The organism is Myroides sp. LJL116, assembly GCF_054871685.1.
In genome coordinates this window covers 72,263-97,299 of record NZ_JBTXLR010000006.1, presented here as the reverse complement: position 1 = coordinate 97,299, position 25,037 = coordinate 72,263, and the positions used below count along the sequence as shown (strand labels likewise).

General features: G+C 33.1%; 19 protein-coding genes. 11 read left to right on the top strand and 8 right to left on the bottom strand.

What is annotated here, in order from left to right; all coding sequences use genetic code 11:
* Window positions 1–39 precede the first annotated feature (39 nt).
* Together ACYSNM_RS06805 and ACYSNM_RS06800 are read left to right on the top strand one after the other, a co-directional pair.
* Entirely contained in the window at window positions 40–741 is a 702-nt protein-coding gene (locus tag ACYSNM_RS06805; protein ID WP_461753227.1) for a CoA transferase subunit A, read from the top strand.
* Between the two features lie 20 nt (window positions 742–761).
* A complete protein-coding gene (locus ACYSNM_RS06800; RefSeq protein ID WP_461756202.1) occupies window positions 762–1,418 on the top strand; it encodes a CoA transferase subunit B in 657 nt (218 codons plus the stop codon).
* 37 nt (window positions 1,419–1,455) lie between these two features.
* Here the strand turns inward: ACYSNM_RS06800 and ACYSNM_RS06795 are convergent, their stop codons facing one another.
* On the bottom strand, window positions 1,456–2,328 hold the full coding sequence (locus ACYSNM_RS06795) for a universal stress protein (protein ID WP_461756201.1): 873 nt from the start codon (window positions 2,326–2,328) through the stop codon (window positions 1,456–1,458).
* A gap of 86 nt (window positions 2,329–2,414) precedes the next feature.
* On the bottom strand, window positions 2,415–3,206 hold the full coding sequence (locus ACYSNM_RS06790) for an NAD-dependent epimerase/dehydratase family protein (RefSeq protein ID WP_461756200.1): 792 nt from the start codon (window positions 3,204–3,206) through the stop codon (window positions 2,415–2,417).
* A gap of 99 nt (window positions 3,207–3,305) precedes the next feature.
* Between ACYSNM_RS06790 and ACYSNM_RS06785 the strand changes: the two genes are divergently transcribed.
* On the top strand, window positions 3,306–4,574 hold the full coding sequence (locus tag ACYSNM_RS06785) for an alkaline phosphatase family protein (RefSeq protein ID WP_461756199.1): 1,269 nt from the start codon (window positions 3,306–3,308) through the stop codon (window positions 4,572–4,574).
* A 56-nt stretch (window positions 4,575–4,630) separates the two neighbouring features.
* On the opposite strand, the gene ACYSNM_RS06780 is transcribed toward ACYSNM_RS06785, so the two are convergent.
* The 3 genes from ACYSNM_RS06780 to ACYSNM_RS06770 form a co-directional block, all read right to left on the bottom strand.
* Window positions 4,631–5,410, bottom strand: coding sequence for an outer membrane beta-barrel protein (locus ACYSNM_RS06780; protein WP_461756198.1), 780 nt, complete (start codon window positions 5,408–5,410; stop codon window positions 4,631–4,633).
* An 11-nt stretch (window positions 5,411–5,421) separates the two neighbouring features.
* The gene (locus tag ACYSNM_RS06775) at window positions 5,422–6,591 is read right to left on the bottom strand and encodes a PCMD domain-containing protein (RefSeq protein WP_461756197.1); all 1,170 of its coding nucleotides are present in this window, start codon (window positions 6,589–6,591) and stop codon (window positions 5,422–5,424) included.
* Between the two features lie 275 nt (window positions 6,592–6,866).
* A complete protein-coding gene (locus tag ACYSNM_RS06770) occupies window positions 6,867–8,396 on the bottom strand; it encodes a bifunctional GNAT family N-acetyltransferase/carbon-nitrogen hydrolase family protein (protein WP_461756196.1) in 1,530 nt (509 codons plus the stop codon).
* A gap of 136 nt (window positions 8,397–8,532) precedes the next feature.
* Between ACYSNM_RS06770 and ACYSNM_RS06765 the strand changes: the two genes are divergently transcribed.
* From ACYSNM_RS06765 to pafA, 7 genes are all read left to right on the top strand, one after another.
* The gene (locus ACYSNM_RS06765; RefSeq protein ID WP_461756195.1) at window positions 8,533–9,219 is read left to right on the top strand and encodes a response regulator transcription factor; all 687 of its coding nucleotides are present in this window, start codon (window positions 8,533–8,535) and stop codon (window positions 9,217–9,219) included.
* Window positions 9,209–10,576 carry a sensor histidine kinase gene (locus ACYSNM_RS06760; protein ID WP_461756194.1) on the top strand — a complete coding sequence of 456 codons (1,368 nt, stop codon included), beginning with the start codon at window positions 9,209–9,211 and terminating at the stop codon, window positions 10,574–10,576. The genes ACYSNM_RS06765 and ACYSNM_RS06760 overlap by 11 nt, the downstream gene beginning before the upstream one ends.
* Window positions 10,577–10,850: 274 nt before the next feature.
* On the top strand, window positions 10,851–11,969 hold the full coding sequence (locus tag ACYSNM_RS06755; protein ID WP_461756193.1) for an efflux RND transporter periplasmic adaptor subunit: 1,119 nt from the start codon (window positions 10,851–10,853) through the stop codon (window positions 11,967–11,969).
* Between the two features lie 15 nt (window positions 11,970–11,984).
* Window positions 11,985–15,095 carry an efflux RND transporter permease subunit gene (locus ACYSNM_RS06750; RefSeq protein ID WP_461753216.1) on the top strand — a complete coding sequence of 1,037 codons (3,111 nt, stop codon included), beginning with the start codon at window positions 11,985–11,987 and terminating at the stop codon, window positions 15,093–15,095.
* A 4-nt stretch (window positions 15,096–15,099) separates the two neighbouring features.
* The gene (locus tag ACYSNM_RS06745; protein ID WP_461756192.1) at window positions 15,100–16,392 is read left to right on the top strand and encodes a TolC family protein; all 1,293 of its coding nucleotides are present in this window, start codon (window positions 15,100–15,102) and stop codon (window positions 16,390–16,392) included.
* 7 nt (window positions 16,393–16,399) lie between these two features.
* Entirely contained in the window at window positions 16,400–17,080 is a 681-nt protein-coding gene (locus ACYSNM_RS06740; RefSeq protein ID WP_461756191.1) for a porin family protein, read from the top strand.
* A gap of 225 nt (window positions 17,081–17,305) precedes the next feature.
* A complete protein-coding gene (pafA, locus tag ACYSNM_RS06735) occupies window positions 17,306–18,955 on the top strand; it encodes an alkaline phosphatase PafA (RefSeq protein ID WP_461756190.1) in 1,650 nt (549 codons plus the stop codon).
* Window positions 18,956–19,096: 141 nt separating this feature from the next.
* Here pafA and ACYSNM_RS06730 read toward each other — a convergent pair whose 3' ends face one another.
* The 3 genes from ACYSNM_RS06730 to ACYSNM_RS06720 are packed head-to-tail and all read right to left on the bottom strand — an operon-like array spanning window position 19,097 to window position 23,774.
* A complete protein-coding gene (locus tag ACYSNM_RS06730; protein ID WP_461756189.1) occupies window positions 19,097–19,789 on the bottom strand; it encodes an HAD family hydrolase in 693 nt (230 codons plus the stop codon).
* A gap of 33 nt (window positions 19,790–19,822) precedes the next feature.
* Window positions 19,823–23,173 carry a transcription-repair coupling factor gene (mfd, locus tag ACYSNM_RS06725; RefSeq protein WP_461756188.1) on the bottom strand — a complete coding sequence of 1,117 codons (3,351 nt, stop codon included), beginning with the start codon at window positions 23,171–23,173 and terminating at the stop codon, window positions 19,823–19,825.
* A 16-nt stretch (window positions 23,174–23,189) separates the two neighbouring features.
* Window positions 23,190–23,774, bottom strand: a complete 585-nt coding sequence (locus tag ACYSNM_RS06720) for a hypothetical protein (RefSeq protein ID WP_461756187.1) — start codon at window positions 23,772–23,774, stop codon at window positions 23,190–23,192.
* Window positions 23,775–23,927: 153 nt separating this feature from the next.
* Here ACYSNM_RS06720 and ACYSNM_RS06715 point away from each other — a divergent pair, with 153 nt between their 5' ends.
* A complete protein-coding gene (locus ACYSNM_RS06715) occupies window positions 23,928–24,881 on the top strand; it encodes an NAD-dependent epimerase/dehydratase family protein (RefSeq protein ID WP_461756186.1) in 954 nt (317 codons plus the stop codon).
* Window positions 24,882–25,037 lie beyond the last annotated feature (156 nt).

Here is a 25,037-nt window from a genome sequence, read left to right as displayed (position 1 = left end):
TTGTATTTTTAAGAGCAATTAATTAACCTTAAAATTCTTATGATACTAAAAAATGTTATTAATGTTCAAGAAGCCTTGCGCGATGTAAGTGATGGTATGACCATTATGCTTGGCGGCTTTGGACTGTGTGGGATTCCAGAGAATTCCATTGAAGAATTGGTCAGAAGAAATGTAAAAGACTTAACCTGTATTTCTAATAATGCTGGGGTAGATGATTTTGGCCTAGGATTGTTACTTCATAAACATCAGATAAAGAAAATGATTAGTTCTTATGTTGGAGAGAATCATGAATTTGAGCGACAAATGCTAAGTGGAGAATTAGAAGTTGAACTTACCCCACAAGGAACTCTAGCTGAAAAATGTAGAGCTGCTCAAATGGGTATCCCTGCATTTTATACTCCAGCAGGCTTCGGAACAGAAGTAGCTAATGGTAAAGAAGTACGCTATTTTAAAGGAAAACCTCATATTCTAGAACTTGCCTTTGACGCCGATATAGCAATTGTAAAGGCTTGGAAGGGAGATAAGGCTGGAAACTTAGTCTTTAAAGGAACAGCGCGTAATTTTAACGCCTGTATGGCAGGTGCTGCTAAGATTACCATTGCTGAGGTAGAACACTTAGTAGAGGTGGGGGATTTGGATCCTAATGAAATCCATGTACCTGGAATTTTTGTAAAAAGAATTTTCCAAGGTAAAGACTACCAAAAAAGGATTGAGCAACTTACTGTAGTTCCAAGAAAATAATTCATTTTTAAATTTACATTATGTTAGATAAAGTAGGTATAGCTAAAAGGATAGCCCAAGAATTAAAGGAAGGTTACTATGTTAACCTTGGAATAGGCATCCCAACTCTTGTAGCCAATTATGTGCCAGAGGGTATGAATGTGGAATTTCAAAGTGAAAATGGTATATTAGGTATGGGACCATTTCCTTTTGAAGGAGAAGAGGATCCAGATCTAATTAATGCAGGAAAACAGACTATTACTGCCCTAAAGGGTGCATGTTATTTTGATTCAGCTACTAGCTTTGGTATGATAAGAGGTAAGCATGTAGATCTTACTATATTGGGAGCAATGGAAGTATCTGAAAAAGGGGATATTGCCAACTGGAAAATACCAGGAAAAATGGTAAAAGGTATGGGAGGAGCAATGGATCTTGTTGCATCTGCCGAGAATATTATTGTAGCAATGATGCATGTTAATAAATTAGGGGAGTCTAAGATTTTAAAAAATTGTACTCTACCATTGACAGGAGTAAATTGCGTCAAGAAAATTGTAACTGAATTAGCAGTTCTTCAAGTAACTGATAAGGGAATAGAGCTTCTAGAACGCGCTCCTGGAGTAAGTGTAGAGCAAATTATAAAAGCCACAGAGGTAGATTTAATCATCAATGGGGAGATCCCTGAAATGAAAATCGATTAGATTTTATAAGAAAAGCATCCTAATTAGGATGCTTTTTTTATAAATCTAAAATTTTCTCTAAGGAAGTTTGTTTGTTTTTCTTGTAAATAAAGACAGGTACTTTTAAGTGCTTAGCTAAATGCTCTGTAGTACTCTTGTAAAAAAGTTCCTCAAAAAAAGTTCTATCTTTTTTAATCATAGTAACCATACTAACAGGTTGCTCTATTTTTATAAAATCAAGCAAGGATTTCTCTACATTTTCATCACTAAATAAATGAAAGCTAATAGGTTTATCTTGATAGCGAACTTTCCACTGCTTATAAACTTCCATACAATCAGGACATTTTTTGGTTTTAATGTGTACGCATTTGATATGGGCTCCTATACTTTGGGCAATGTCCACTAGTTCATCCAATGTAGATTGTTCTTCTAGTTGAAGAGACGAAGTGAAAATAACATTATGCAGTTTAGAGAAGGTTGCTTCTTTAGGTATGATTAAAGTGGGTATTTCCACTTTTGAAATAGCATTTAATGCGTTACTTCCTAATAGTTTTTTATGAAAACTAGCATTGGTTCCTTCTGTACCCATGACTAAAAAGTCAATATTGTTTTGAGCAATAGCCTCAAAAATTTCTGGAAGTAATAAGCCCTCTTTAATTTGAAAATAGACTTGTACATTCTGCAAATCCTGCTCCTGTTGTATTTGTTTTAAAATAGGACTGTTTGCCTCTAATTGTTCTAATTTTAAAAAATTAGTTTTCTTAATAACTTTATCTACAAGACTTGGCGAAATACCTCCTGAAATCACCGGAGGATCATATACATGTAAAACATAAAGCTCCGAATTAGTATTATTAGCTAAATGTAATGCGTATTTAAAAGCATTATTGGCTGTTTCTGAGTAGTCTGTAGGAAATAGTATCTTTCTCATAAGAATATTTTTTCGTCTTCTCTACAAGATACAAAAAAAATGCAAATCAATCTTCTTATTTTACTGGTACCATTACATTTATGGATTTAAAAAGAGTAATCTCTCTGGGTAAAAGACACTATCTTTTGTCCACTTACTTTTTTATAGTCTTGTTGATTGTTCGAACCTAGCGCAGGTAGGATTAAGTTTTCTTGTTGTGCCCTTTTAGTGTAAAAGTCCTTTCTACTAAGGTGTTTATTACTTACTAGATTATAAACACAATTGGAATTATAACTTTCTTGGATAATCTTCAGTGTAAAGGCAATAATATCTTCTAAGTGAACCATATTGATTGGTAAATCTGGATTAGATAGTTCCGGTTTAGAACAAATATAACGTACCACATGGCGATCAGGTCCAAATAAACCTCCTAAACGTAAGATACAAGCATTAATATAAGAATCATTTAAAAACAGCTTTTCAGCCTCTAGGATTTGCTGAGCAGTTGGATCATTACTAAATGCATTGCTATGTTCATCAATAATTTCTTTTCCAGGTTGATATACAGAAACAGAACTCATAAAAATCACTTTATTGATTTTGTGTTTTTTAATTAGAGGAATCAAGCGAGTAAAATTTTGACAGTATGTTGGTAGCTCTTCCTCTCTTTTAGGGGGAATAGCTATAATTAAAAAGTCTAGATCCTGTAAAAAATAATCTATATAATCTAATTTATTCTCACTTAGATCTATATAGTAAGGCTTTATATCACAGTCTTGTAAGATACCCATCTTAGATAATGTAGTTGTTGTGCCTTTTACAATAAAATTGTTTTTTATTAGTTCTTGTGCAAGGGGAAGACCTAACCACCCACACCCTAGTACACCTATTTTTTTCATATTCTCAAAAAAGTAATTATAAATTTACTATAAATTTACACAATTACTTTGTATGGCTAAATTTATCTGTAGATATTTGACAAAAGTAAAAATATCACCATGACAAAAGCATTTTATTTAATGTGCACGCTACTATTTTTTACAAGTGTAGTAAAGGCACAAAACCATGAGAAAGAACATCAAATAGTTATAGAAAATCGCTTTAATGCTTCAGAGCAAGTGGATAAGCCGTATGTTATAATGATTTCTATTGATGGTTTTAGATATGATTATATTAAAAAGCACGATGCAAAATTCTTAGCACAACTAGCTCAGAAGGGTGTAGAAGCTGAATCTTTAATTCCTTCGTTTCCATCGGTAACTTTTCCAAATCACTATACTTTAGTAACTGGTCTATACCCAGCAAACCATGGTTTAACAGGAAATAATATTTATGATCAGAGTATTGATGAACGTTATTCATTAAGAAACGGAAAACAAGTAAGAAACCCTCAGTGGTATGGTGGAACCCCTTTATGGGTTTTAGCTGAAAAAGCAGGTTTATTAAGTGCATGTTACTATTGGCCAGGTTCAGAGGCAGCAATTCAAAATACTCTACCTACTTATTATTATGCTTATTCAGAGAAATCAGATATAGAAGATAGAATTCAAGCGGTAGAGCAATGGTTAAGCTTACCAGAGCAAACACGACCACACTTCATTACTTTTTATTTACCTCAAGTAGATCATGCAGGTCATGGATTTGGACCAGATGCTAAACAAACTTATGAAGCAGTTCAATATGTAGATAAAGCTTTAGAGCAATTAGTTACAAGAGTAAATAAAACAGGATTACCTATAAACTTTGTTATTGTATCTGATCATGGAATGTTAGATATTGATCAAGAGACCTTATTATCTTTTCCTATTAAGGCAGATGAAGAGCAATTAACTTTGGTTAGTAATGGAACATTAATGAGTGTGTTTGTGAAGAATAAACAAGACATAGACCTTTGGTACAATAAGATCCAAGAGGGATTAAATAAAGACCACATGACTGTTTATAAGAATGAAGACTTACCAAAGCACTTAAATTTTGGAGCAGGTACCGATAAATTTGATAGAGTAGGAGATATTGTTTTACTAGCTAAGGCACCGTATTACTTTACAAATAGAGCATTTCCAGCAAGTCATGGATACGATCCAAAACAGATTAAAGAAATGGATGGTATTTTTATAGGGCAGGGACCTAATTTTAAAGAGAATCATAAAGTTGAATCTTTTAAAAATGTGGATGTATATCCAATTGTCGCAAGAATATTAAATTTACCAATTACTCAAGAAATTGATGGGGAAGATAAAATCGCAGATAAGGTACTTCTTAATTAAGAGGTTTTGAAAAATAAAAAAGGGGTTTTCATTTTATGAAAACCCCTTTTTTATTTTTAGAATTGGTAAGCCATTCCAATATTTAAGTAGATATTATGCATAGTAAAAGAAATCGCATTAAAATCTTTCTTTAATACACCATTTATACCATAAGTAAGATCACTAAATACCTTAAAGTTTCTATCGATACTGTAGTCGAATCCTATTTGTGAACCCCAAGCGAACTTATTTACTTCTCTTGAATAATCATATTCACCAATTGCTTCACCTTCGAAATCAACGCGGAAACCTGTAGGAGTTCCTTCTCTTAGGTAACCATTGTAAACATAACCACTAAAGTTTCTGTCTACTGCAATGGAAGCGAACATACCCGCATAAATATTCCATTTATCAGCTACTTTATATACTACAGATACAGGTAGAGTTAAAAATGTATTTCTAACATCGGTTTTCACATCTCCTGTAAAATATCCTCTACTAGTGCTTTGACCTTGATTAATCTCAATAAGATAATCTTTTACTCTTGCATCTGTTTTCATTGCTTTATCCTCTAATTTAAAGCCAACTTTGATTCCCCATTTACTTTTATCAGAAAACCATTTAGTAGCGTTGAATTCTATACCAGTTACAAGGGTTGGGTCGTAACTTTTGATTTTTCTAATTTCTCTAGGTAAACCTAAAGGAGAAGAACCACCAACACTTACATGGGCACGGATCTGGTAATCCATATTATTAGTGAAAAACGATTTGTCTTGCTTTAAAGTAGCTTCTTGAGCTTGAGTAAAAGAGATTAATCCTAGAAAAGCAACAAGAGTTAATATATGTTTTAATTTCATTTTAAGTAGATTTATAGGGATTTTACACTGTTTGATTGAACAGTTAGGATTTCGATTTCATCTATACATAAAGTACTTCCAATAGCACCATTGTATTTATCTCCTTCTAAACTTGAAGTAAAGACAATTGCAATCATATATTGTTTTCCTTCTTCCATTTTACGATCTAAAATTCTATGGAAGTCTAGTTCGAAATATGTCCATTCTTGTGTAATTTGACGGTCTTCTGGATTAATTCTTGCATAAGATATGATGCGAGGATCATCCATTGGATTATCAATAAATCTAAAGTTATGGGTTGCTCTTAAATAGTCATTTGCTTTGGTTTTTTCAAAAAATACAGCATAGGCATCAAAAGTATCCTGTGTTAGATTAGTTTTACCATCAGAGGCATGCACTACAAATTCTTCTCCTGGTTGATATTTATAATAACCAGTCATCAAAGTAGGCTCTTCTTCTTGTGTATAAGGAATACCAAATCGTGGAGATTCTATTGGATTAAAAATATTAGTTGAAAACACTCCAGTAAAGATATTTCCAGCTGCAATTGGAGCAAATTGTTGACCAAATTCTCCTGTTTCTTGCGTTGACATTCTAATTCCTTTACCTATTTTTCCATTTGGCTCAATGGTAGTAATCATTTCATCTGCATTTGGCCTTTTATCCGGATCCATTAAGAAACTCAAGAAGAAACCTGAGTTTCCACTGTCCCATAATTTAACAGAAGCTTCTTCTTGGGAAGAATCTCGATTAACTTGCTCTGTTTCAAACCATTCATAAAAGCCACCATTTGAGTATAATTTTGGATTTTCAAAAGAGTACTTACCTTGAAGTTCTGCTTTGAACATACTCACTTTATAGGACTTAGTGTAGTTACCACTCTCCGAGGTTACAATATAATTAATTGGATGTGTAAAATCCTGTACACTTCCACTAGCTGGTGAAATAGTTGCTCCAGTGGTAATTTTGAATGCAGGAGCCATTTTTGTTATGTCAGCACTATCATTGATAAAGAAAGTAACCTCATTGTTAGTTAATTGTGACTGAAGTTTTTCTAGGGCAGGATCAATTTGTGCTTCAAGAATATCTGCTTCATTATTAAGTGCTTCTGATTTAATACATGAAACCATGGAAATAGCAATGAAGGTGATAATGGTGTAGAAAAAATATTTTATTTTCATTTTTTAAAATGTTATAATTTTACTTAACCTTCTTTAGTGTTTAAACTACTATAAACGCTAAGAGGGGTGCAAATTTACGCTTAAATTACTAGGTGTAGAAATTGTATACTGCCTTTATTCTCTAATGTAAAACAATTAATAATAATAAGCTGTTGATTTTAAGGGCATTGAGCTAGTTTGTTAGGAGGGTTTTCTTGTTTTTTTAGGAAAAATTTATAAAAAAAAACAGACTGAAATTCTTGTTTCAGCCTGTTTTATCTCTGTTTTAGGGTCTTTTACTGCTTTAATTTTTTCACTTCATATAGGTCTAACCTTCTGTCTTTTAGAATCTTCACGCTTCCATGTTCGTGTAATTCTTTTAAAAGATCTACATCCACATCTACTATCAAAGTCATTTCTGTATTAGGAGTAGCTTCTCCTTTGACTCCATTAGTTGGAAATGCAAAATCGGACGGAGTAAATACAGCAGCTTGAGCAAATTGTATATCCATATTATTTACTTTAGGTAAGTTCCCTACACAACCAGCTATTGCGACATAGCATTCATTTTCTATAGCTCTAGCTGCAGCACAGCTTCTAACCCTTGTATAACCATTTTGTGTATCTGTTAGGAAGGGTACAAATAATATATCCATACCTTCTTGTGCTAAAAGACGGGATAATTCTGGGAATTCTACATCATAACAAATCATAATACCAATTTTCCCACAATCTGTATCAAAGGTTTGTATCTTAGATCCACCTTGCATTCCCCAGTAAAATACCTCATTAGGGGTAATATGTATTTTGGAGTACATCTCATAGGTACCATCTCTTTTGCATAAAAAGCCTACATTGTATAATATACCGTCGATTAAATAAGGCATACTACCAGAAATGATATTTATATTATAAGAAATAGCAAACTCTTGGAATCTTTTTCGAATAGGATCAGTAAATCTTGCTAATTCTCTAATTGCATCAGCCTCTGATAAGTGATTATAATCTGCCATAAGAGGAGCAGTGAACAACTCAGGGAACATTGCAAAATCACTCTCATAATCAGAAACAGCATTGATGAAGAACTCAGCTTGATCAAAGAACTCTTCGAGATCATTCAGTGGTCTCATCTGCCATTGTATAAGTCCAAGGCGTATTACACTTTTTTTAGCATTAATAAGTTGAACTTCTTTCTCATAATAGATATTATTCCACTCCAATAAGATGGCATAGTCCTTAGAGCTTGTATCTCCTTCTAGGTAATTACGCATTAATCTTACCATATGGAAGTCATTGGCCATTTGAAAAGACATCACTGGGTCGTGGATCTCTTTGGACTTCACTTTTTCCATGTATTGTTTCGGAGTTAACTCGTCTGCAAATTTGGAATAATTAGGAATCCTCCCTGCAAATACAATGGATTTTAAATTTAATTGTTCACAAAGTTCTTTTCTTGCATCATAAAGTCTTCGTCCAAGTCTTAATCCTCTGTATTTAGGATGGATGAAAACATCAATTCCATATAATACATTACCTTTTTTATTATGGGTATTGAAGGTAGAATATCCTGTAATTTGATCGTAGGTGTGAGCTGACATAGCTTGTTTCTCATCAATTATCAGCGATAAAGCCGAGCCAACTACCACATCATCTACAAGAATCACTAATTGCCCTTCAGGGAAAACCTTTAAAAGCATCTTAAGTTCGTCTTTATCCCAATAGGGGTCACTTAATTCTGGATAAGATTCTAGCATAGACTTCTTCAATTCCATGTAATCATCAATATGAAGATTTCTTAATTTAATCTTGTTGATTGGGTTTTCCATTTTTTTTTATATGCAAGATACAAAGAATAACGATTTGTCAATGAGGTAAAAAGCATCCCTTTAGTTGGGATTTAAAATTTAACATTTTTGAAAAATACCGTATCTTGCAAGAGTATTAAAAGTAAATTTTTTAGTTGTGATTAAAATCTTAGTAATAGAAGATGATGTTAGGGTTGCAGAATTACTTCAACGAAGTCTTGTAGCCAAAAATTATCAAGTAGATGTAGCTTATGATGGCTATATGGGACGTAAGCTTGCTCTGCAAAATAATTACAACTTAGTTATCACAGATGTTATTTTGCCCAAAATCAATGGGGTAGATCTTTGTAAAGAATTAAAAAGCCAATTGCCTAGCCTTCCAATTATCATGTTAACAGCTTTAGGCACTACAGATGATAAAGTAGAAGGATTCGATGCAGGAGCGGATGATTATTTGGTAAAACCCTTTGAGTTAAGAGAGCTATATGTTCGTATTAGAGCTCTTTTAAAACGATTTGAAAGTGCCAAGAATACATCGAGTATATTATTGTATGCCGATCTTAAGATGGACATTAATCAAAAACAATTTTATAAAGAAGACAAAGAAATTCATTTGACTCCAAAGGAATTCAATTTAATGCAATATTTATTGCAAAATAAAGAGAGGGTTTTATCTAGAGCAGAAATTGCTCAAAACGTATGGGATACTCACTTTGATACAGGTACAAACTTTATAGATGTTTACATAAACTACTTGAGAAAAAAGGTGGATACCAATCCCGAAAATAAATTAATTCATACTAAAAGTGGTATGGGATTTATCTTGAAGAAAAATGAAGATTAAAGCTAGATTGCGTTTATGGTTTTCCATTTTGGTTGGGGCGATACTTTTAGTGTTTGCTACAGTGGTGTATTGGTCATCTGCAAAAAATAGAGAAGTTGAGTTTTTCCAAGAATTAGAAAAAGAAGCCATTACAAAGGCAAGACTTGTATTAGAGGCTAAGGTAAAACCCAATATCTTACAGCAGATTTATAAAAATAATAATCAGGAACTCAACGAGGTAGAGGTAGCAGTATATAGTAGTGATTTCCAACTAATATACCATGATGACTTATTGGTAGATAGAGTAAAGGAAACCCAGGAAATGATTGATTTAGTGCGTAGCCAAGGTAGTATGCATCTAAGACAGGAAGACTGGCAAATTATAGCTATTGTTTATCCTTATCAGGGGCAGGAGTTTATTATTACTGCAGTTTCCTATGATCAATACGGTTATACCAAATTACATAATCTTTTAGTGAGTATTATAGTAATGTCTGTAATTTCTTTAATTGTAATATTTTATATTGGAGGATTCTTTGCTGATCGTATATTAAGACCGATTCAAAGTATTAATAAACAAATAAAAAGTATTTCGGCAAGTAGTTTACACACTAGAGTAGTAAAGGATAGTAATAAAGATGAGCTTAGTGACTTAGCAAATAATTTTAATCTAATGTTAGATCGTTTAGAAGCTTCATTTACTGCTCAAAAAGATTTTGTTTCTAATATGTCCCATGAGCTAAGAACCCCTTTGGCTGCTGTAATCGCAGAGATTGAATTGGCATTAATTGAACCTCAAAACCCTAGGGACTATAAAGTGACTCTTACTAATATTTTACAAGACTCTAATAAATTAGTACACCTTTCCAATAGTTTATTAGATTTAGCTAAGGCAAGTTATGACCCCACCCAGATAGTTTTTAAACACATTAGAATAGATGAGGTAATTCTAGATTGTATTCACAAGATTCAAAGAAAGAATCCGCAAAGTAAATTTGACTTTATTCTAGACCCTTCCTTAAGTGAAGAGGGGTATTTGGAAGTTTTTGGAAATGCCTATCTTTTAGAAGTAGCTTTTTTAAACTTACTTGATAATGCCTGTAAGTTTTCAGAAAACCAATTGTGTACTATACATCTATCCTCTGAGTTAGGGTATTTAGTTATTAAGATCACAGATAAAGGGCCAGGAATTTGTCCAGAAGACTTACCACATATCTTTAAAGCTTTCTACAGAGGGACTTCTAGTTATCAAGTGTACGGAAGTGGCATTGGACTTGCATTAACACATAAAATCGTAGTATTACATAAAGCAGATTTACAAGTAGAGTCACAACTTGGTCAAGGTAGTTGTTTTACTTTACGTTTAAATTTAAAATAGAAAAGCAAAAGAGCGCCTAATTGGGCGCTCTTTTGCTTTTCTAATGGTTTTCTAATTTTTTTCTATAACCTTTCTAATGATAGCAAAGTGGTATAAGAAGTAATTTTGCGGTGTTGTTAAAAAAAGTTTGTCAACCGATCAGTCCTTTTTTAAAAGAATAAGGATAATTGATTGAAAAATAGACTGAAAAGGGAAATAAGTTTATTAACTTTATAGATAAAGTTAATGTTTTAATGAAAAACATATTTTTTAGGAATTAGTAAAATGTAATTGTATGAAAAGATTTGTATTCAAAGTAATGGTGGGGTTTTTAGGATTCTTTTTTACTTTTTGTTCTAAAAAACAGGAGCAAGTACAGGATTCTGTAGCCTTTACCATAGAGAATCAAATAATAAATGTACCAGAGGATTCTAACTTGCGTTCGCGTTTGAAAATGGACACTGTAATTCAAAAGGACTTTAGTTTCAATTTAGTCACTGCGGGTATTGTAAAGGCGATTCCCAATAAGTATGCAGAAGTAGCTTCTCCTTTTTCTGGTAGGATTTTGAAATCCTCTATTAAGTTAGGTCAAAAGGTAGAAGCAGGTACGGTACTCTTTGAGGTATCTTCTCCGGAGTTTTATCAAACACAGAAAGAATATTTAGATTCCCAGCAAGAATACAACCAAGCTGTTTTGGATTTTGATAGACAAAAGGACTTACTAGATAATGGTGTGGGAATTTTACAAGAGTTCGAGCAAGCTCAAACTCAGAAATCAATTGCTAGAGTGGCTTTTGATAATGCTATAGCGGCTATGAAAATTTATGATGTAGATGTTAAGAATCTTAGATTAGGGCAGCCTTTAAAGGTTAGTTCACCTATTCAAGGAGAAGTAATTGAGGATAATATTGTTATAGGGCAATATATTCAACAAGATTCTGAGCCTGTAGTTAAAGTAGCTTCTTTAAACAAGATATGGATAGTAGGTAAAATTAAGGAAAAAGACTTATTGCATTTAACTCGATTAAATAAAGTGCAAGTGGAGTTAGCAGCTATGCCTGATACTCCTTTAATAGGGGAGATTTATCATATCAGTGAAATAGTAGATGAGCAAACCAGAAGTATTGATGTTTTAATTGAAGTAGATAACGCACAAAGAATTTTGAAGCCAGGAATGTATGTTAGTGTTAGATTCATTGATAAGCCTCAAAAGGTTTTACTAGTACCAACGAGTGCTATTATGCAAGGAGAAAAAGACTCTTTTGTATTTGTAGAGATTGCTCCTTTTGAATTTGTGCGAAAAAATGTGATTATCGGTGGGGTAGATCAAGACAATACAGTGATTACTTCTGGTTTACTTCCAGAGGATGTTGTAGTTAGCCAAGGTGGTATTTATTTACCTAAGTTACATTAGGAAAAAAAAACAGAAATGAAAAAAAATATTATTGATATAGCCATTAACAAAAGATGGCTTATGGTAGCGTTGTTTTCTTTGTTATGTATTTTCGGATATTATTCTTGGAAACAACTTTCGATTGAGGCTTATCCTGATATTGCAGACACTACTTCACAAGTAGTTACCCAAGTTCCTGGTTTAGCCGCAGAGGAAATAGAATTGCAAATCACAATTCCCATCGAGAGAGCTTTGAACGGAATGCCTGGAATGCATGTAATGAGGAGTAATAGTACTTTTGGGCTATCAATGATTACTCTTGTTTTTGAAGATGGAATTGAAGATTATTTTGCTCGTCAACGTATTCAAGAGAGATTGAATCAAGTAGACTTACCCTATGAAGCTAAGCCAGAATTAGACCCTTTAACCTCTCCAATTGGAGAAGTTTATAGATATATTATCGAAGGAGATGGGTATAGTTTAAGGGAATTAACCGATTTACAAAACTTTGTAATTATACCTAAGTTAAACCAAGTTCCAGGTATTGCTGAGGTAACTAACTTTGGAGGGATTACAACTCAATTTCAAATAGAATTAGACCCTATAAAACTGGAGCAATACGATTTGTCATTAAGTGATGTCACACAGACAGTACAAGATAATAACGTTAATGCTGGAGGTAGTATTTTAAATAGAGGAGATTTAGGATATGTAGTAAGAGGTATTGGCCTGATCAAGGACTTAGAAGATCTAGGGAAAATTGTTGTAAAAGCTCAAGATGGTATTCCTATTTTTTTAAATGATGTAGGGATTCTAAAATATGGTAATCTAGAGCGTAAAGGTATTTTAGGCTATAGTGATAGAGAAAGAGATTACTCCGATAGTATAGAGGGAATAGTACTTTTATTAAAAGGAGAAAATCCTTCTGTGGTGTTAGAGAAAATTCATGCCTCTGTAGAGGAATTGAATCAAGATATTTTACCCCAAGGAGTTAGAATACATACTTTTTTAGATAGAACAGATTTAGTAGATACCACATTGCATACTGTTTCTACTACATTAATTGAGGGTATATCCTTGGTTGTTATCGTATTAATCGTGTTTTTAGGAAGTTGGAGAGGAGCTCTTTTAGTAGCTATAACCATTCCAATTTCTCTCCTCTTTGCCTTCATTATGATGCATTTTACTAATATTCCTGCCAATTTATTATCTCTAGGAGCAATCGATTTTGGGATTATAGTAGATGGGGCTATTGTGATGATGGAATCTATCTTGAAAAAAAGGGAAGAACAGCCTGAAGGAGAATTAAAAGAGAAAAGTATTGCAGAGAGGGCCAAACAAGTGGCTAGACCTGTGTTTTTTGCCACAATTATTATTATCACTGCTTATCTTCCACTGTTTGCTTTTGAAAGAGTGGAGAAAAAGCTATTCACTCCAATGGCATTTACAGTTGGTTATGCTTTAATAGGAGCACTTTTAGTGGCTCTTATTTTAATACCAGGACTTGCATATGCAGTTTATAGAAAGCCTAGAAAAATCTACCATAATAGATGGCTAGATAAACTAACACAACTCTATGACAAGAGAATTGTGAGTCTTATCAATAGACCTAAAAGGGTTTTCGCACCTATTGGTCTTATTTTGGTAGCTACTATAGCTTTATCGATTCATGTTGGTAAAGATTTTTTACCACCTTTAGATGAAGGTTCGATTTGGTTACAAGTTACTCTACCTCCAGGTATATCTTTAGATAAGTCCAAAGAGCTTAGCGATAGCTTAAGAGCTAGAACCATGAAATATGATGAGGTAACTTATATTATGGTACAAGCAGGAAGGAACGATGATGGTACAGATCCTTTTACCGCCTCCCATTTTGAATGTTCAATTGGTATTAAGCCATATAAAGAATGGCCACGAGGAAAAACCAAAGAAGATTTGATTGAGCAATTAGCTTTAGAATATGAAAGTCTTCCTGGGTTTAGTGTTGGTTTTGCACAACCTATGATTGATGGGGTTATGGATAAGATCTCTGGAGCACATAGTGAATTAGTAGTAAAAGTATATGGTGAAGATTTTCAAGAGACAAGACGAATTGCTGAGCAGGTTCTAGAAACACTTCAAGAGGTGGAAGGTGCAGTAGATTTAGCCATTGATCAAGAGCCTCCTTTACCTCAATTGCAAATACATGCCAATAGAGATAAAATAGCTCAATATGGATTAAATGTTGCTGATGTTGCTGAATTAATCGAAGTAGCTATCGGTGGTAAAGCTATTTCTCAGGTATTTATAGACAATAAAGTGTATGATATCAGTGCAAGATATACCGAAGAAACGAGAGATACACCAGAGAAGATTGCCAATTTGATGCTTACAAGTGCAACAGGAGCTAAGATTCCATTGTCTCAAGTTGCTACAGTAAGTACAAGTACTGGAGAAAGCACTATTACACGAGAAATGAATAAGAGGCATTTGACTGTAAAATTAAATGTTAGAAATAGAGATTTAAGCTCTCTAATTAGTGAGGCTCAAGCTAAAATAGAACAAAACATTAGCTATGATCACGATAAGTTTCACATTCAGTGGGGTGGTCAGTTTGAAAACCAAAATCGCGCTTACAGTAGATTATCGGTTATTATACCACTTACCCTATGTTTAATGTTTGTGTTACTTTATGGAGCTTTTGGTCAATTCCGTCAAGCAGGTATGCTTATGATTGTAGTACCATTAGCACTTTTTGGAGGTATGCTTGCTTTAAATATTCGTGGGATGTCTTTAAATGTTTCTTCTGCAGTTGGATTCATCGCTTTATTTGGGGTGGCCATTCAAAATGGAGTAATCATGATTTCCCATATTAATGATTTAAGGAAAAAAGGTTTTGCTTTGAAAAGAGCAGTGATAGAGGGAGCAGAACAGCGTTTTAGACCTGTATTAATGACGGCAACGGTTGCTATTTTAGGACTTTTTCCAGCTTCTTTGGCAACTGGAATCGGTTCAGATGTACAAAGACCTTTAGCAACAGTGATTGTTTATGGGTTGCTTTTTGCCACTATACTAACCTTATTCGTTCTACCTGCACTGTACTATATGGTAGAGCTAAAATGGGGTAAGGATAGCGACTTTATAAAGGATGAACAAGTTAAAGAGTAGAATAATGAAGTTAAAATATATTAAGTTATTAGTTTGTATAAGTGTGTTTTTGTTGAGTCCTCTTGGAAGGGCTCAACAAATAGAGCAAATAGTTACCACACCTATTACTTATCAAGAATTCTTGCAAAGAGTCTTATCGGATAACTTTTCACTTGCTGCTCAGCGCTTCGAAGTAGATATTGCTAATGCCCAAGTGGTAGCCTCTAAGATAATGCCAGATCCTGAGTTAAGTTTTGCTTGGTTTGATAATCAGCAAAAAAGGCTTGATATGGGATATGGATTCGAAGCGGAGGTATCTTGGGATTTAGAGTTAGGTGGAAAAAGAAAAGCAAGAAATCAATTGGCTTTAGTTCAATTAGAATTAACCCAGTTAGAACTCAGGGAGTTTTTTGAGAATTTACGTGCTCAAAGTACCATTAGTTATTTCCAGGCACTGCAAAACATGGAAATTGTTGCTATACAGAAAAGTTCTTATGAATCTATACTACAGGTTGCTCAAAGTGATAGTATTCGATATAGTTTAGGACAAATAAGTCAAGTTTCTGCTATACAAAGTAAACTTGAAGCTAGCAATATGTTACATGATTTAGAGGATGCTTTAGATGAGTTAAATACTAGTCTGCTTGATTTAAACACTCTTGTATCTAACACTAATACCAATGAATTATTTAGCCCACTAGGTGATTTTAGTCATTTTGAGCGTTTATTTTCTTTAGAAGAATTACTGCAAACAGCTCAATATAACAGAGTGGATTTAATGGTAGCTGAGCAAAGTATAAGTGTAGCGGATAAAGAAATAATATTGGCTAAAAAAGAAAAAGTCATAGATCTAGGTCTTACTTTGGGAATTGAGAGTAATTCTTATGCCCAAAACATCATTGCACCAACTCCGAGTCATACTGTAGTTAAAGCTGGTGTAAGTGTGCCTTTAAAATTTTCTAATAAAAGAGAAAGCGGGGTGAAATCTGCCCAATATGGCCATGAGATGGCTTTACTTGAATATAAAAATTTACTTATTCAAGCTAATACAGAAATACAGGGAGCCTTCAAAAATTACCTAACTAAACAAAAACAGATTTATCGTTATCAAAGCGGCATGCTAGTAGAAGCTAAGCAAGTTTTTGAAGGAATTAGATATAGTTATTTAAGAGGTTCAAGTAGCTTACTAGAAGTATTGGAAGCACAAAGAACTTATAATGATACTCAGGTATCCTATGCAAATACTTTATTGGAATATGCCATCTCATTGGTAGAGTTAGAAAGAGCTGCTGGAATTTGGGATATTGAATTTAAATAGAAAGAGTATGAACAAATATATTTTATGGCTTACTTTAAGTTTTACTCTGGCTTTAAGTGCGCAGAATCAAGATAATGTTTCTTTTGGGGTAAAAGCTGGATGGCTACAATCCACCTTGGTAGGAAAAGATAAAGAAGTTTTTGCCTCTAAAGGGAAGATTGAAGCTTCCAATAATTTCTTTGCAGGTTTACAAGTTGATAATCCTATTAATAGGCATATTGGTTTCAAACACGAAGTCTTTTATCAAAATTATGGAGCAAGCTTTGATGTAGAGCATCAAACATATGGGACAATAAAGTCAAAACTACAAATGCATAGTATCCGGATTAACCCTATTAGTTTTAGTGTTAAGAGTACAGGTTTTGATCTATATGTAGGGCCTTATATTAATGTGCTTTTAAATTCAAGTATAACTGGAGTGGATCAAAATGGAAATACCTATAAGGATTATTCCATTTATGGAGATAGTTCTAATGATCAAAGCAAAGGGGATTACCTTCAAAAGATGGACTATGGGCTAGTTTGTGGATTAAGCTATAATTTTGGTTTTGGCCTTAGTTTAGGAGCCCAATATACAAGAGGATTTGCTTCCCTATTAGATAATTCTAACGCATATGAAAATGACAACTGCGCTAAGAGTAGTGTTTATAATTCTAGTTTTGGAGTGTTTGTTAGCTATAATTTATAAGTAGAGTATTCTTTTAAATGTTAGTGTTGTGTTAAAATACCAATACTTAATACTTTAGTAAAGAAAGGTTAATTTATAGGTAATATGTTTTAATGAAAATAATCTCAATTTTGATTTGGTTATTTAGCGTTTTTATTACATTTGCTTTAATAGATTTATGAATGTTATATAATATGGTTCACTTTAAATAATAGGTGGGCTGTATTTGTATTAAAATCCAAAAAAATGAAATTCAGTTCAAGCATTTTTGCAGCAGTTTGCTGTTTGTTTTCTTTAGGAGGTTTAGCTAATTCTTCTACTAAGGATAAACCAAAATTAGTAGTGGGAGTTGTAGTAGATCAAATGCGTTGGGATTACCTATATCGCTATTATGATCGCTACCAAGACAATGGCTTTAAACGTCTTTTAAACGAAGGGTTTACTAGTGAAAATACCAATATTGATTACGTTCCTACTTTTACTGCTATTGGACACAGTACTCTTTATACTGGAAGTGTACCAGCAATTCATGGTATAGCAGGTAATGATTTTATTATTCAAGCTACAGGTGAGAGTATGTACTGTACCCAAGATGATAGTGTACAAGGAGTAGGAGGACAGGGTAGTGTAGGACAACAGTCTCCTAAGAACTTATTAGTTTCCACAGTAACGGATCAACTAAGGCTAGCGACTAATTTTCAGAGTAAGGTAATTGGAATTTCTATCAAAGATAGAGGTGGAATTTTACCGGCAGGTCATTTTGCCAATGCTGCTTATTGGTTAGACGGAAGTAGTGGCCATTGGATAACAAGTACTTATTATATGGAAGATTTACCTAAATGGGTAAAGAAGTTCAATGACCAAAAAAATGTGGATAAGTATTATAAGAAAGGATGGAATACATTATACGATATAGACACTTATGTTTTAAGTAATCCAGACAATAGCATATACGAAGGAAAATTTGATGGAGAAGATAAACCTGTTTTTCCTAGAAACTTAGTGAAATTGAAAAAACAAGGAGGTTATGAGTTAATTAAGGCAACCCCTTATGGTAATAGTTTAACTTTAGACTTTGCTGTTGCTGCTATTGAAGCAGAGAATTTGGGTAATAATCCTAAAAATGTAACAGACTTTTTAGCTGTTAGTTTATCTTCTACAGATTATATTGGACATCAGTTTGGGATCGAATCTGTTGAAATTGAAGATACTTATTTAAGGTTAGATCAAGACTTAGCAGCATTTTTAACTTATTTAGATAATAAAATAGGAAAAGGAGAGTATACATTGTTTTTAAGTGCAGACCACGGAGCAGCACATAACCCACGTTATTATAAGGATCAAAGCGGAAATGCAGGTTATTTTAATACCTCTGTTACTCGAAATATGCTAAATGAAAAATTAGAGAAAAAATTTGGGGAGTCTAAGCTTATAATAAGCATGAGTAACTACCAGGTTCATTTAGATAATAAGCTAATAGTAGAGAAAGATTTGGACGAATCTGCTATTCGTGAATTGATTGTAAAAGAGCTTAAAAAAGTGGATGGTATCGCTTTTGTAACAGATATGGATAACACTTCATCTTCAAGTATTCCTTCGCAAATTAAAGAAAGAATTATCAATGGATATAATTTAAAGCGAAGTGGTGTTGTTCAATTTATTCTAGAGCCACAATGGTATAGTGGACGTGAAAATAGTACAGGTACTACTCATGGTACTTGGGGATCATACGATGCACATATTCCTGCTGTATTTATGGGATGGGGAGTAAAACCAGGAAAGACTATTCGCCCTACAAATATGACAGATATTGCACCTACTATCGCAGAGATTTTAAAAATAGAAATGCCAAATGGTAACATAGGGACTCCTATTTTTGAAGCGATTCAAGATTAGTAATTTCAGTGGTTGAGTGAAGACTCAACAATTCTATAAAAGCAATTTTCTTTATAATAAGGAAATTGCTTTTTTTAATTTTAAAAAGAGTTGAGCTTTAGTATAAAAAAAGTCTTCCATTTAAATGGAAGACTTTTTATTTTATGGTAATAAGTCTATGACTTGAGAAAGCTGCTTAATTGTTTTAAAATTAGGATGTACCACCTCATGATCCACATGTTCATGTAACCAAGTAGTATGAAAAGGTACATGCACTGCATATCCTCCTAACTCTAGAACTGGTAGTACATCTGAGCGTAAAGAATTTCCAATCATAAGAAACTCTTCTGCTTTAATATCTAAGCGTTTTAGTAGTTGTACGTAATCTGTAGGTTCTTTGTCTGTCATTACCTCAATATGATGGAAGTATTTTCCAAGTCCTGATTTATGTAACTTCCTATGTTGGTCTTTTAAGTCACCTTTAGTAGCAACTACTAATTTATATTTACTTTGAAGTTCTTCAAGTACACCTTGTACATCATCTAAAAGTTCCACAGGTTTAGTAAGTAGTTCTTTACCTATTTGTATGATTTTCTGTGTCGTTTTAGCTGTGATATGTCCTTTGGATATGTAATTAGAAGCTTCTAACATAGAAAGAGTAAAACCTTTAATTCCATAACCATAAAGAGGAAGATTGTCAATTTGTGTTTTAAAAAGAACTTGTGAAATACTTTGATGGGTTAAGTAGTCTTCCATTAAAATGCAAAATTGTTTTTCTGCTTGGTTAAAAAAAGGCTCATTAATCCAAAGAGTATCATCCGCATCAAAAGCAATAACTTTTATAGTTGAATTCATTATTTTTTAAATATATAATTAGTTTTTCAATGCTTATTTTTGATTCAATAGCATTGTAAATTCTAAGGCTTGTTTTATAGATTTGACATGATCAAAAGTCAAAATCAAACGAAGTCCCTGTTTGGTTTGTTTTTCCTTTAATTTGCAAAGGTTAGCATGCTGTTGTACAAAAGTAAGTACTTTTGAAAAGGCAGTGGACTGGTAAAAACCAGAATCTTGAGCTGCAATAAAGTAGCATAACATCTTACCTTGTTTTAGTACAACTTTTTCAATCCCCACTTTACTTGCATACCATTTGATTCTAAGACTATTTAAAAGGGCAATAGCAGGTTGAGGTAATGGACCAAAACGGTCAATTAATCTTTTTTGATATTCTATTAATTGTTCTTCTGACTCTAACTGACTTAATTCATTATAAAGATTAAGCCTTTCGGTTATATTATTGATATACTCATCGGGAAATAGGATTTCAAAGTCAGTGTCAATTTGAGTTTCTTTTACAAAAGGAGTAGGACCTTGTTTATCTTCTTGGGCATATAAGTCTTTAAATTCGTCTTCTTTAAGCTCTTCGATAGCCTCTTGCATAATTTTTTGATAGGTTTCAAACCCGATTTCATTGATGAAACCACTTTGTTCTCCGCCAAGTATGTCTCCAGCTCCTCTAATTTCCAAGTCTTTCATTGCGATATTAAACCCACTACCTAAATCACTGAATTGTTCTAAAGCATGAATACGTTTTCTGGCTTCCTCTGTCATTACAGAAAAAGGTGGACATATAAAATAACAAAACGCCTTTTTATTACTTCTACCAACCCTACCTCTCATTTGATGTAAGTCAGATAATCCGAAATTATTTGCATTGTTGATTAAGATTGTATTTGCATTAGGTACATCTAGCCCACTTTCAATAATTGTTGTAGCTACTAGTACATCAAACTTCCCATCCATAAAAGATAGCATAAGCTCTTCTAATTTTTTACCATCGAGTTGTCCATGACCTATTCCCACTTTAGCATCAGGAACCAATCGTTGGATCATTCCGGCTACTTCTTTGATATTTTCAATCCTATTGTTGATGAAATAAACTTGACCTCCTCGTTGTATTTCATAGGTGATAGCATCTCTAATGATTTCTTCATTGAATCCGATAACCGATGTTTCAATAGGATATCGGTTTGGTGGAGGAGTTGAAATCACAGATAAGTCCCTAGCAGCCATAAGGGAGAACTGTAGAGTTCTAGGAATTGGAGTTGCTGTTAGAGTAAGGGTATCTACATTTTCAGAAATTGTTTTCAACTTATCTTTAACTGCCACGCCAAACTTTTGCTCTTCATCAATAATAAGCAAACCTAAGTCTTTAAATGAAACGCTTTTATTAACTATTTGATGGGTTCCAATCAAGATGTCGATTTTTCCTAGGGCTAGTTGTTGTAAAATTTCAGTTTTCTCTTTAGCTGTTCGAAAGCGATTTAGATAATCTACACGAACCGGCATGTCTTTTAACCTTTCGGTAAATGTTTTATAATGTTGGAAAGCTAGGATGGTAGTTGGTACAAGAATTGCAACTTGCTTACCATTTTCAACTGCTTTAAACGCTGCACGAATTGCAACCTCTGTTTTACCAAAACCAACATCTCCACAGATTAACCTATCCATTGGACGATCACTTTCCATATCATTTTTCACATCTTGTGTAGCTGTAATTTGATCTGGAGTATCTTCATAGATAAAGGAACTTTCTAATTCATGTTGCAGATAACTATCTGGTTGAAATACAAAACCTTTTTGTGCTTTTCTCTTTGCATACAACTGTATAAGATTAAAGGCAATATGCTTGACTCTTGCTTTTGTTTTATTTTTTAAATTCTTCCAAACATTTGAACCAAGTTTATGGACTTTTGGTGTAGTGGCATCCTTACCATTGTATTTTGCAATTTTATGTAAGGAATGTATACTTACATAGACAAGGTCATTATCCGCATAGACCAATTTAATAGCCTCTTGGGTTTTACCTTCTACCTGTATTTTTTGTAAGCCTCCAAACTTCCCAATACCATGATCGATATGAGTAACATAATCTCCTACAGCTAGGGAATTTAGTTCCTTTAGAGTAATATTTTGTTTTTTGGAAGTGGTATTTTTAATTGTGAATTTATGGTATCTCTCAAAAATTTGGTGATCCGTGTAACAAGCTATTTGATTTTCTTCGTCTATAAATCCTTCGTATAATGGAAATACAAGTGTTTTATAGGATTCAACAGCTGTGTTTTGTTGTTTTAGTGTACTAAAAATTTCTTTGAATCTCTTTGCTTGGTTGTCATTGGCGCAAAATAGATAGTTAGTTATACCATCTTGTGTGTTTTGGTTCAAGTTAGCTACCAAAAGATCAAACTGCTTATTAAAAGAAGGTTGTGGCTTTATATGGAACTCATAAGTTTTGGTATTATCAAAGCAACCACTAGAGGACAGTTCAATTGTTTTAAATAATTCTAGTTGTTTAGTAAACTCCTTAGAGTTGATAAACATATCACTAGGCTCACTATGCTTAATATCTTTAGAAAGTTGCTTAAAAGCATCATTTGCCTTGGAAAAGAAATTGTCTAATTGTTCTCTAATATGACTTAGATCCTGCGTAACCACTACTGTTGAAGGACTAATATAATCTAGAAAACTTTCTCTGGTTTGTTGTGTGAACTTGTTTTCTAAGTTAGGTATAATTGTTATCTTCTTTTGAAGCTCTAATGATAATTGAGTTTCTACATCAAAGGTTCTAATACTATCTACTTCATCTCCAAAAAACTCAAGACGATAAGGATGATCATTAGAGAAAGAGAATACATCTACTATTCCCCCACGTAAAGCAAACTCTCCAGGTTCAGAAACAAAATCTACTCTTTTGAAATTGTATTCAAATAGGGTTTCGTTTAGAAACTCTATATTTAATTTATCTTGAACCTTTACAGTTAGAGTGTTTTGTTCTAATGTTTTTTTAGTTACAACTTTTTCAAAGATTGCCTCTGGGTAGGATACAATAATTAATGGTTTTTTAGAAGTACTGATTCGGTTTAAAACCTCTGCCCTTAATAAAATATTTGCGTTATCTGTTTGTTCAATTTGATAAGGTCTTTTATAAGAGCTAGGATAAAAGAGTACCTCTTGTTTATTGATTAAGTTTTCTAAATCATTTAAATAATAGGCAGCCTGTTCCTTGTCATTTAGTAGAAATAGGAAGTTCTGTTTGTTTTGATTGAAAATACTTTCAATCAAGAAAGAAACAGAAGACCCAATCAGTCCTTTACAGTATAATTTTTGTGCGCTGTTTTGTAAGTCTTTTAAAATTTGTTGTGTTTTAGTTGACTTACCAAATATATTTTTAATTTCCATTTTGGGTCATTCACTTTTAATTCGTCGGATTAGCTCTTCTTACAGTATCTAAAAGTTGTTGAAAATCAACAGCAGAATTAGTATTTAGAGCCGGCTTACTAAGGTTGTTTTGCATTTGAGAAAGTAAGATGTCTAAATTCTCATTTACTTGATCTAAAGATTGTTGCACTTTGTCTATGTCAATTGGGTTCAATTGTAGAAACATATTTAAGTTCTTTATTGATGTAGACAAAACAGTCACCCTAGCTTTTATATCAGGTGTATCAAGTGCTTCAGGATATTTTAAGTAACTTAAAGAGGAAAGCTTATTATCTAAAACTTTAATTTTATTTTGATATGCTCCAATAGAAGTTACAGGTTTTATAGCCAATTCTTGAGCGAATTCTTGCCAAATTTTCCAATCATCTAGAATAGTTTGTAATTCTTGTGAATTTTGTTTGACTTGAAAATGCCAATTTGTCTCTAAAAAAGCAAAAACACTATCATTGTGTTGCATAACAGACTCGTTAAGCCTTTGTTGTGTATCGTCTTTTTGTTGACAAGAGAAAGCAGTCAAACAAAATAAAACTATTAGTAGGGTAAGAAATATTCCTTTTTTCATTGTAAAATAAATAATGATTCAAATTTACAAAGTTATAACTTAAGAAATGCTACAGAAAAACATAATATTACCTAAGTAAGAAAGTTAACGTAATTATTTTGATAATTAGGTTTTAGTTCTGTTATATTTGTAGGGAATAAAAACAGTAGTTTAATGGGAACCAAAATTCTAATCATTGGAGCATGCGGACAAATAGGGTCTGAGCTTACATTAAAATTAAGAGGGATATACGGAAATCAAAACGTAATAGCCTCTGATATTAGAGAAGGTAATGATAACTTAATGACATCAGGACCGTTTGAGATTATTAATGCGATGGACTTTGACGCGGTTGCTGCAGTTGTAGAAAAACACCAAATTGATGAGGTGTATTTAATGGCAGCGTTGCTTTCTGCTACAGCAGAAAAAAACCCAGCTTTTGCATGGGATTTAAACATGAACTCTTTGTTTCATGTATTAAATTTAGCTAAAGAAGGAAAAATAAAGAAAATCTTTTGGCCATCTTCTATTGCTGTTTTTGGTCCTACAACTCCTAGGTTTAATACTCCTCAATATACAGTGATGGAGCCTAGTACAGTGTATGGTATTTCAAAACAAGCAGGAGAGCGTTGGTGTGAATATTATTTTGAAAAATTTGGAGTGGATGTTAGAAGTATTCGTTATCCAGGTTTAATCTCTTGGACTACTCCTCCTGGAGGTGGTACTACTGATTATGCAGTAGATATTTTTTATAAAGCAATTCAAGATAAACATTATAATTGCTTCTTATCTAAAGATTCTGCCTTACCAATGATGTATATGGAAGATGCTTTAAATGCAACCGTTGGTATTATGCAAGCAAAGAAAGAGGATGTGAAAATTAGATCTTCTTATAACTTAGCGGGTGTTTCTTTTACACCAGAACAGATCTACAACGAGATAAAAAAACACATTGCTGATTTTACTATTTCCTATGAGCCTGATTTCCGTCAAGCTATTGCAGATAGTTGGCCAGCTAGTATTGATGACTCTCGCGCTTTTGAAGATTGGGGATGGAAGCATCATTACGACTTAGCAACCATGACGGATGTAATGTTGGAAAATTTAGAAAAAGTATTGAAAAAATAAATAAAAACCGGTATATTAACATACCGGTTTTTTTATTTTCTTAATTTTTTAAATACAAGGTTAAACAAAGGAATAACCGTTATAATAAGAGCTATTATTAAGCCAATCGAACTACCTGTTTGGTTTAAAATGTTTTGAGTTTGCAAAACAAGTGTT

Coding starts and splice junctions, on each gene's coding strand:
- ACYSNM_RS06805 (WP_461753227.1), top strand. CDS start 40: ATGATACTAAAAAATGTTATTAATGTTCAAGAAGCCTTGCGCGATGTA.
- ACYSNM_RS06800 (WP_461756202.1), top strand. CDS start 762: ATGTTAGATAAAGTAGGTATAGCTAAAAGGATAGCCCAAGAATTAAAG.
- ACYSNM_RS06795 (WP_461756201.1), bottom strand. CDS start 2,328: ATGAGAAAGATACTATTTCCTACAGACTACTCAGAAACAGCCAATAAT.
- ACYSNM_RS06790 (WP_461756200.1), bottom strand. CDS start 3,206: ATGAAAAAAATAGGTGTACTAGGGTGTGGGTGGTTAGGTCTTCCCCTT.
- ACYSNM_RS06785 (WP_461756199.1), top strand. CDS start 3,306: ATGACAAAAGCATTTTATTTAATGTGCACGCTACTATTTTTTACAAGT.
- ACYSNM_RS06780 (WP_461756198.1), bottom strand. CDS start 5,410: ATGAAATTAAAACATATATTAACTCTTGTTGCTTTTCTAGGATTAATC.
- ACYSNM_RS06775 (WP_461756197.1), bottom strand. CDS start 6,591: ATGAAAATAAAATATTTTTTCTACACCATTATCACCTTCATTGCTATT.
- ACYSNM_RS06770 (WP_461756196.1), bottom strand. CDS start 8,396: ATGGAAAACCCAATCAACAAGATTAAATTAAGAAATCTTCATATTGAT.
- ACYSNM_RS06760 (WP_461756194.1), top strand. CDS start 9,209: ATGAAGATTAAAGCTAGATTGCGTTTATGGTTTTCCATTTTGGTTGGG.
- ACYSNM_RS06755 (WP_461756193.1), top strand. CDS start 10,851: ATGAAAAGATTTGTATTCAAAGTAATGGTGGGGTTTTTAGGATTCTTT.
- ACYSNM_RS06750 (WP_461753216.1), top strand. CDS start 11,985: ATGAAAAAAAATATTATTGATATAGCCATTAACAAAAGATGGCTTATG.
- ACYSNM_RS06745 (WP_461756192.1), top strand. CDS start 15,100: ATGAAGTTAAAATATATTAAGTTATTAGTTTGTATAAGTGTGTTTTTG.
- ACYSNM_RS06740 (WP_461756191.1), top strand. CDS start 16,400: ATGAACAAATATATTTTATGGCTTACTTTAAGTTTTACTCTGGCTTTA.
- pafA (WP_461756190.1), top strand. CDS start 17,306: ATGAAATTCAGTTCAAGCATTTTTGCAGCAGTTTGCTGTTTGTTTTCT.
- ACYSNM_RS06730 (WP_461756189.1), bottom strand. CDS start 19,789: ATGAATTCAACTATAAAAGTTATTGCTTTTGATGCGGATGATACTCTT.
- mfd (WP_461756188.1), bottom strand. CDS start 23,173: ATGGAAATTAAAAATATATTTGGTAAGTCAACTAAAACACAACAAATT.
- ACYSNM_RS06720 (WP_461756187.1), bottom strand. CDS start 23,774: ATGAAAAAAGGAATATTTCTTACCCTACTAATAGTTTTATTTTGTTTG.
- ACYSNM_RS06715 (WP_461756186.1), top strand. CDS start 23,928: ATGGGAACCAAAATTCTAATCATTGGAGCATGCGGACAAATAGGGTCT.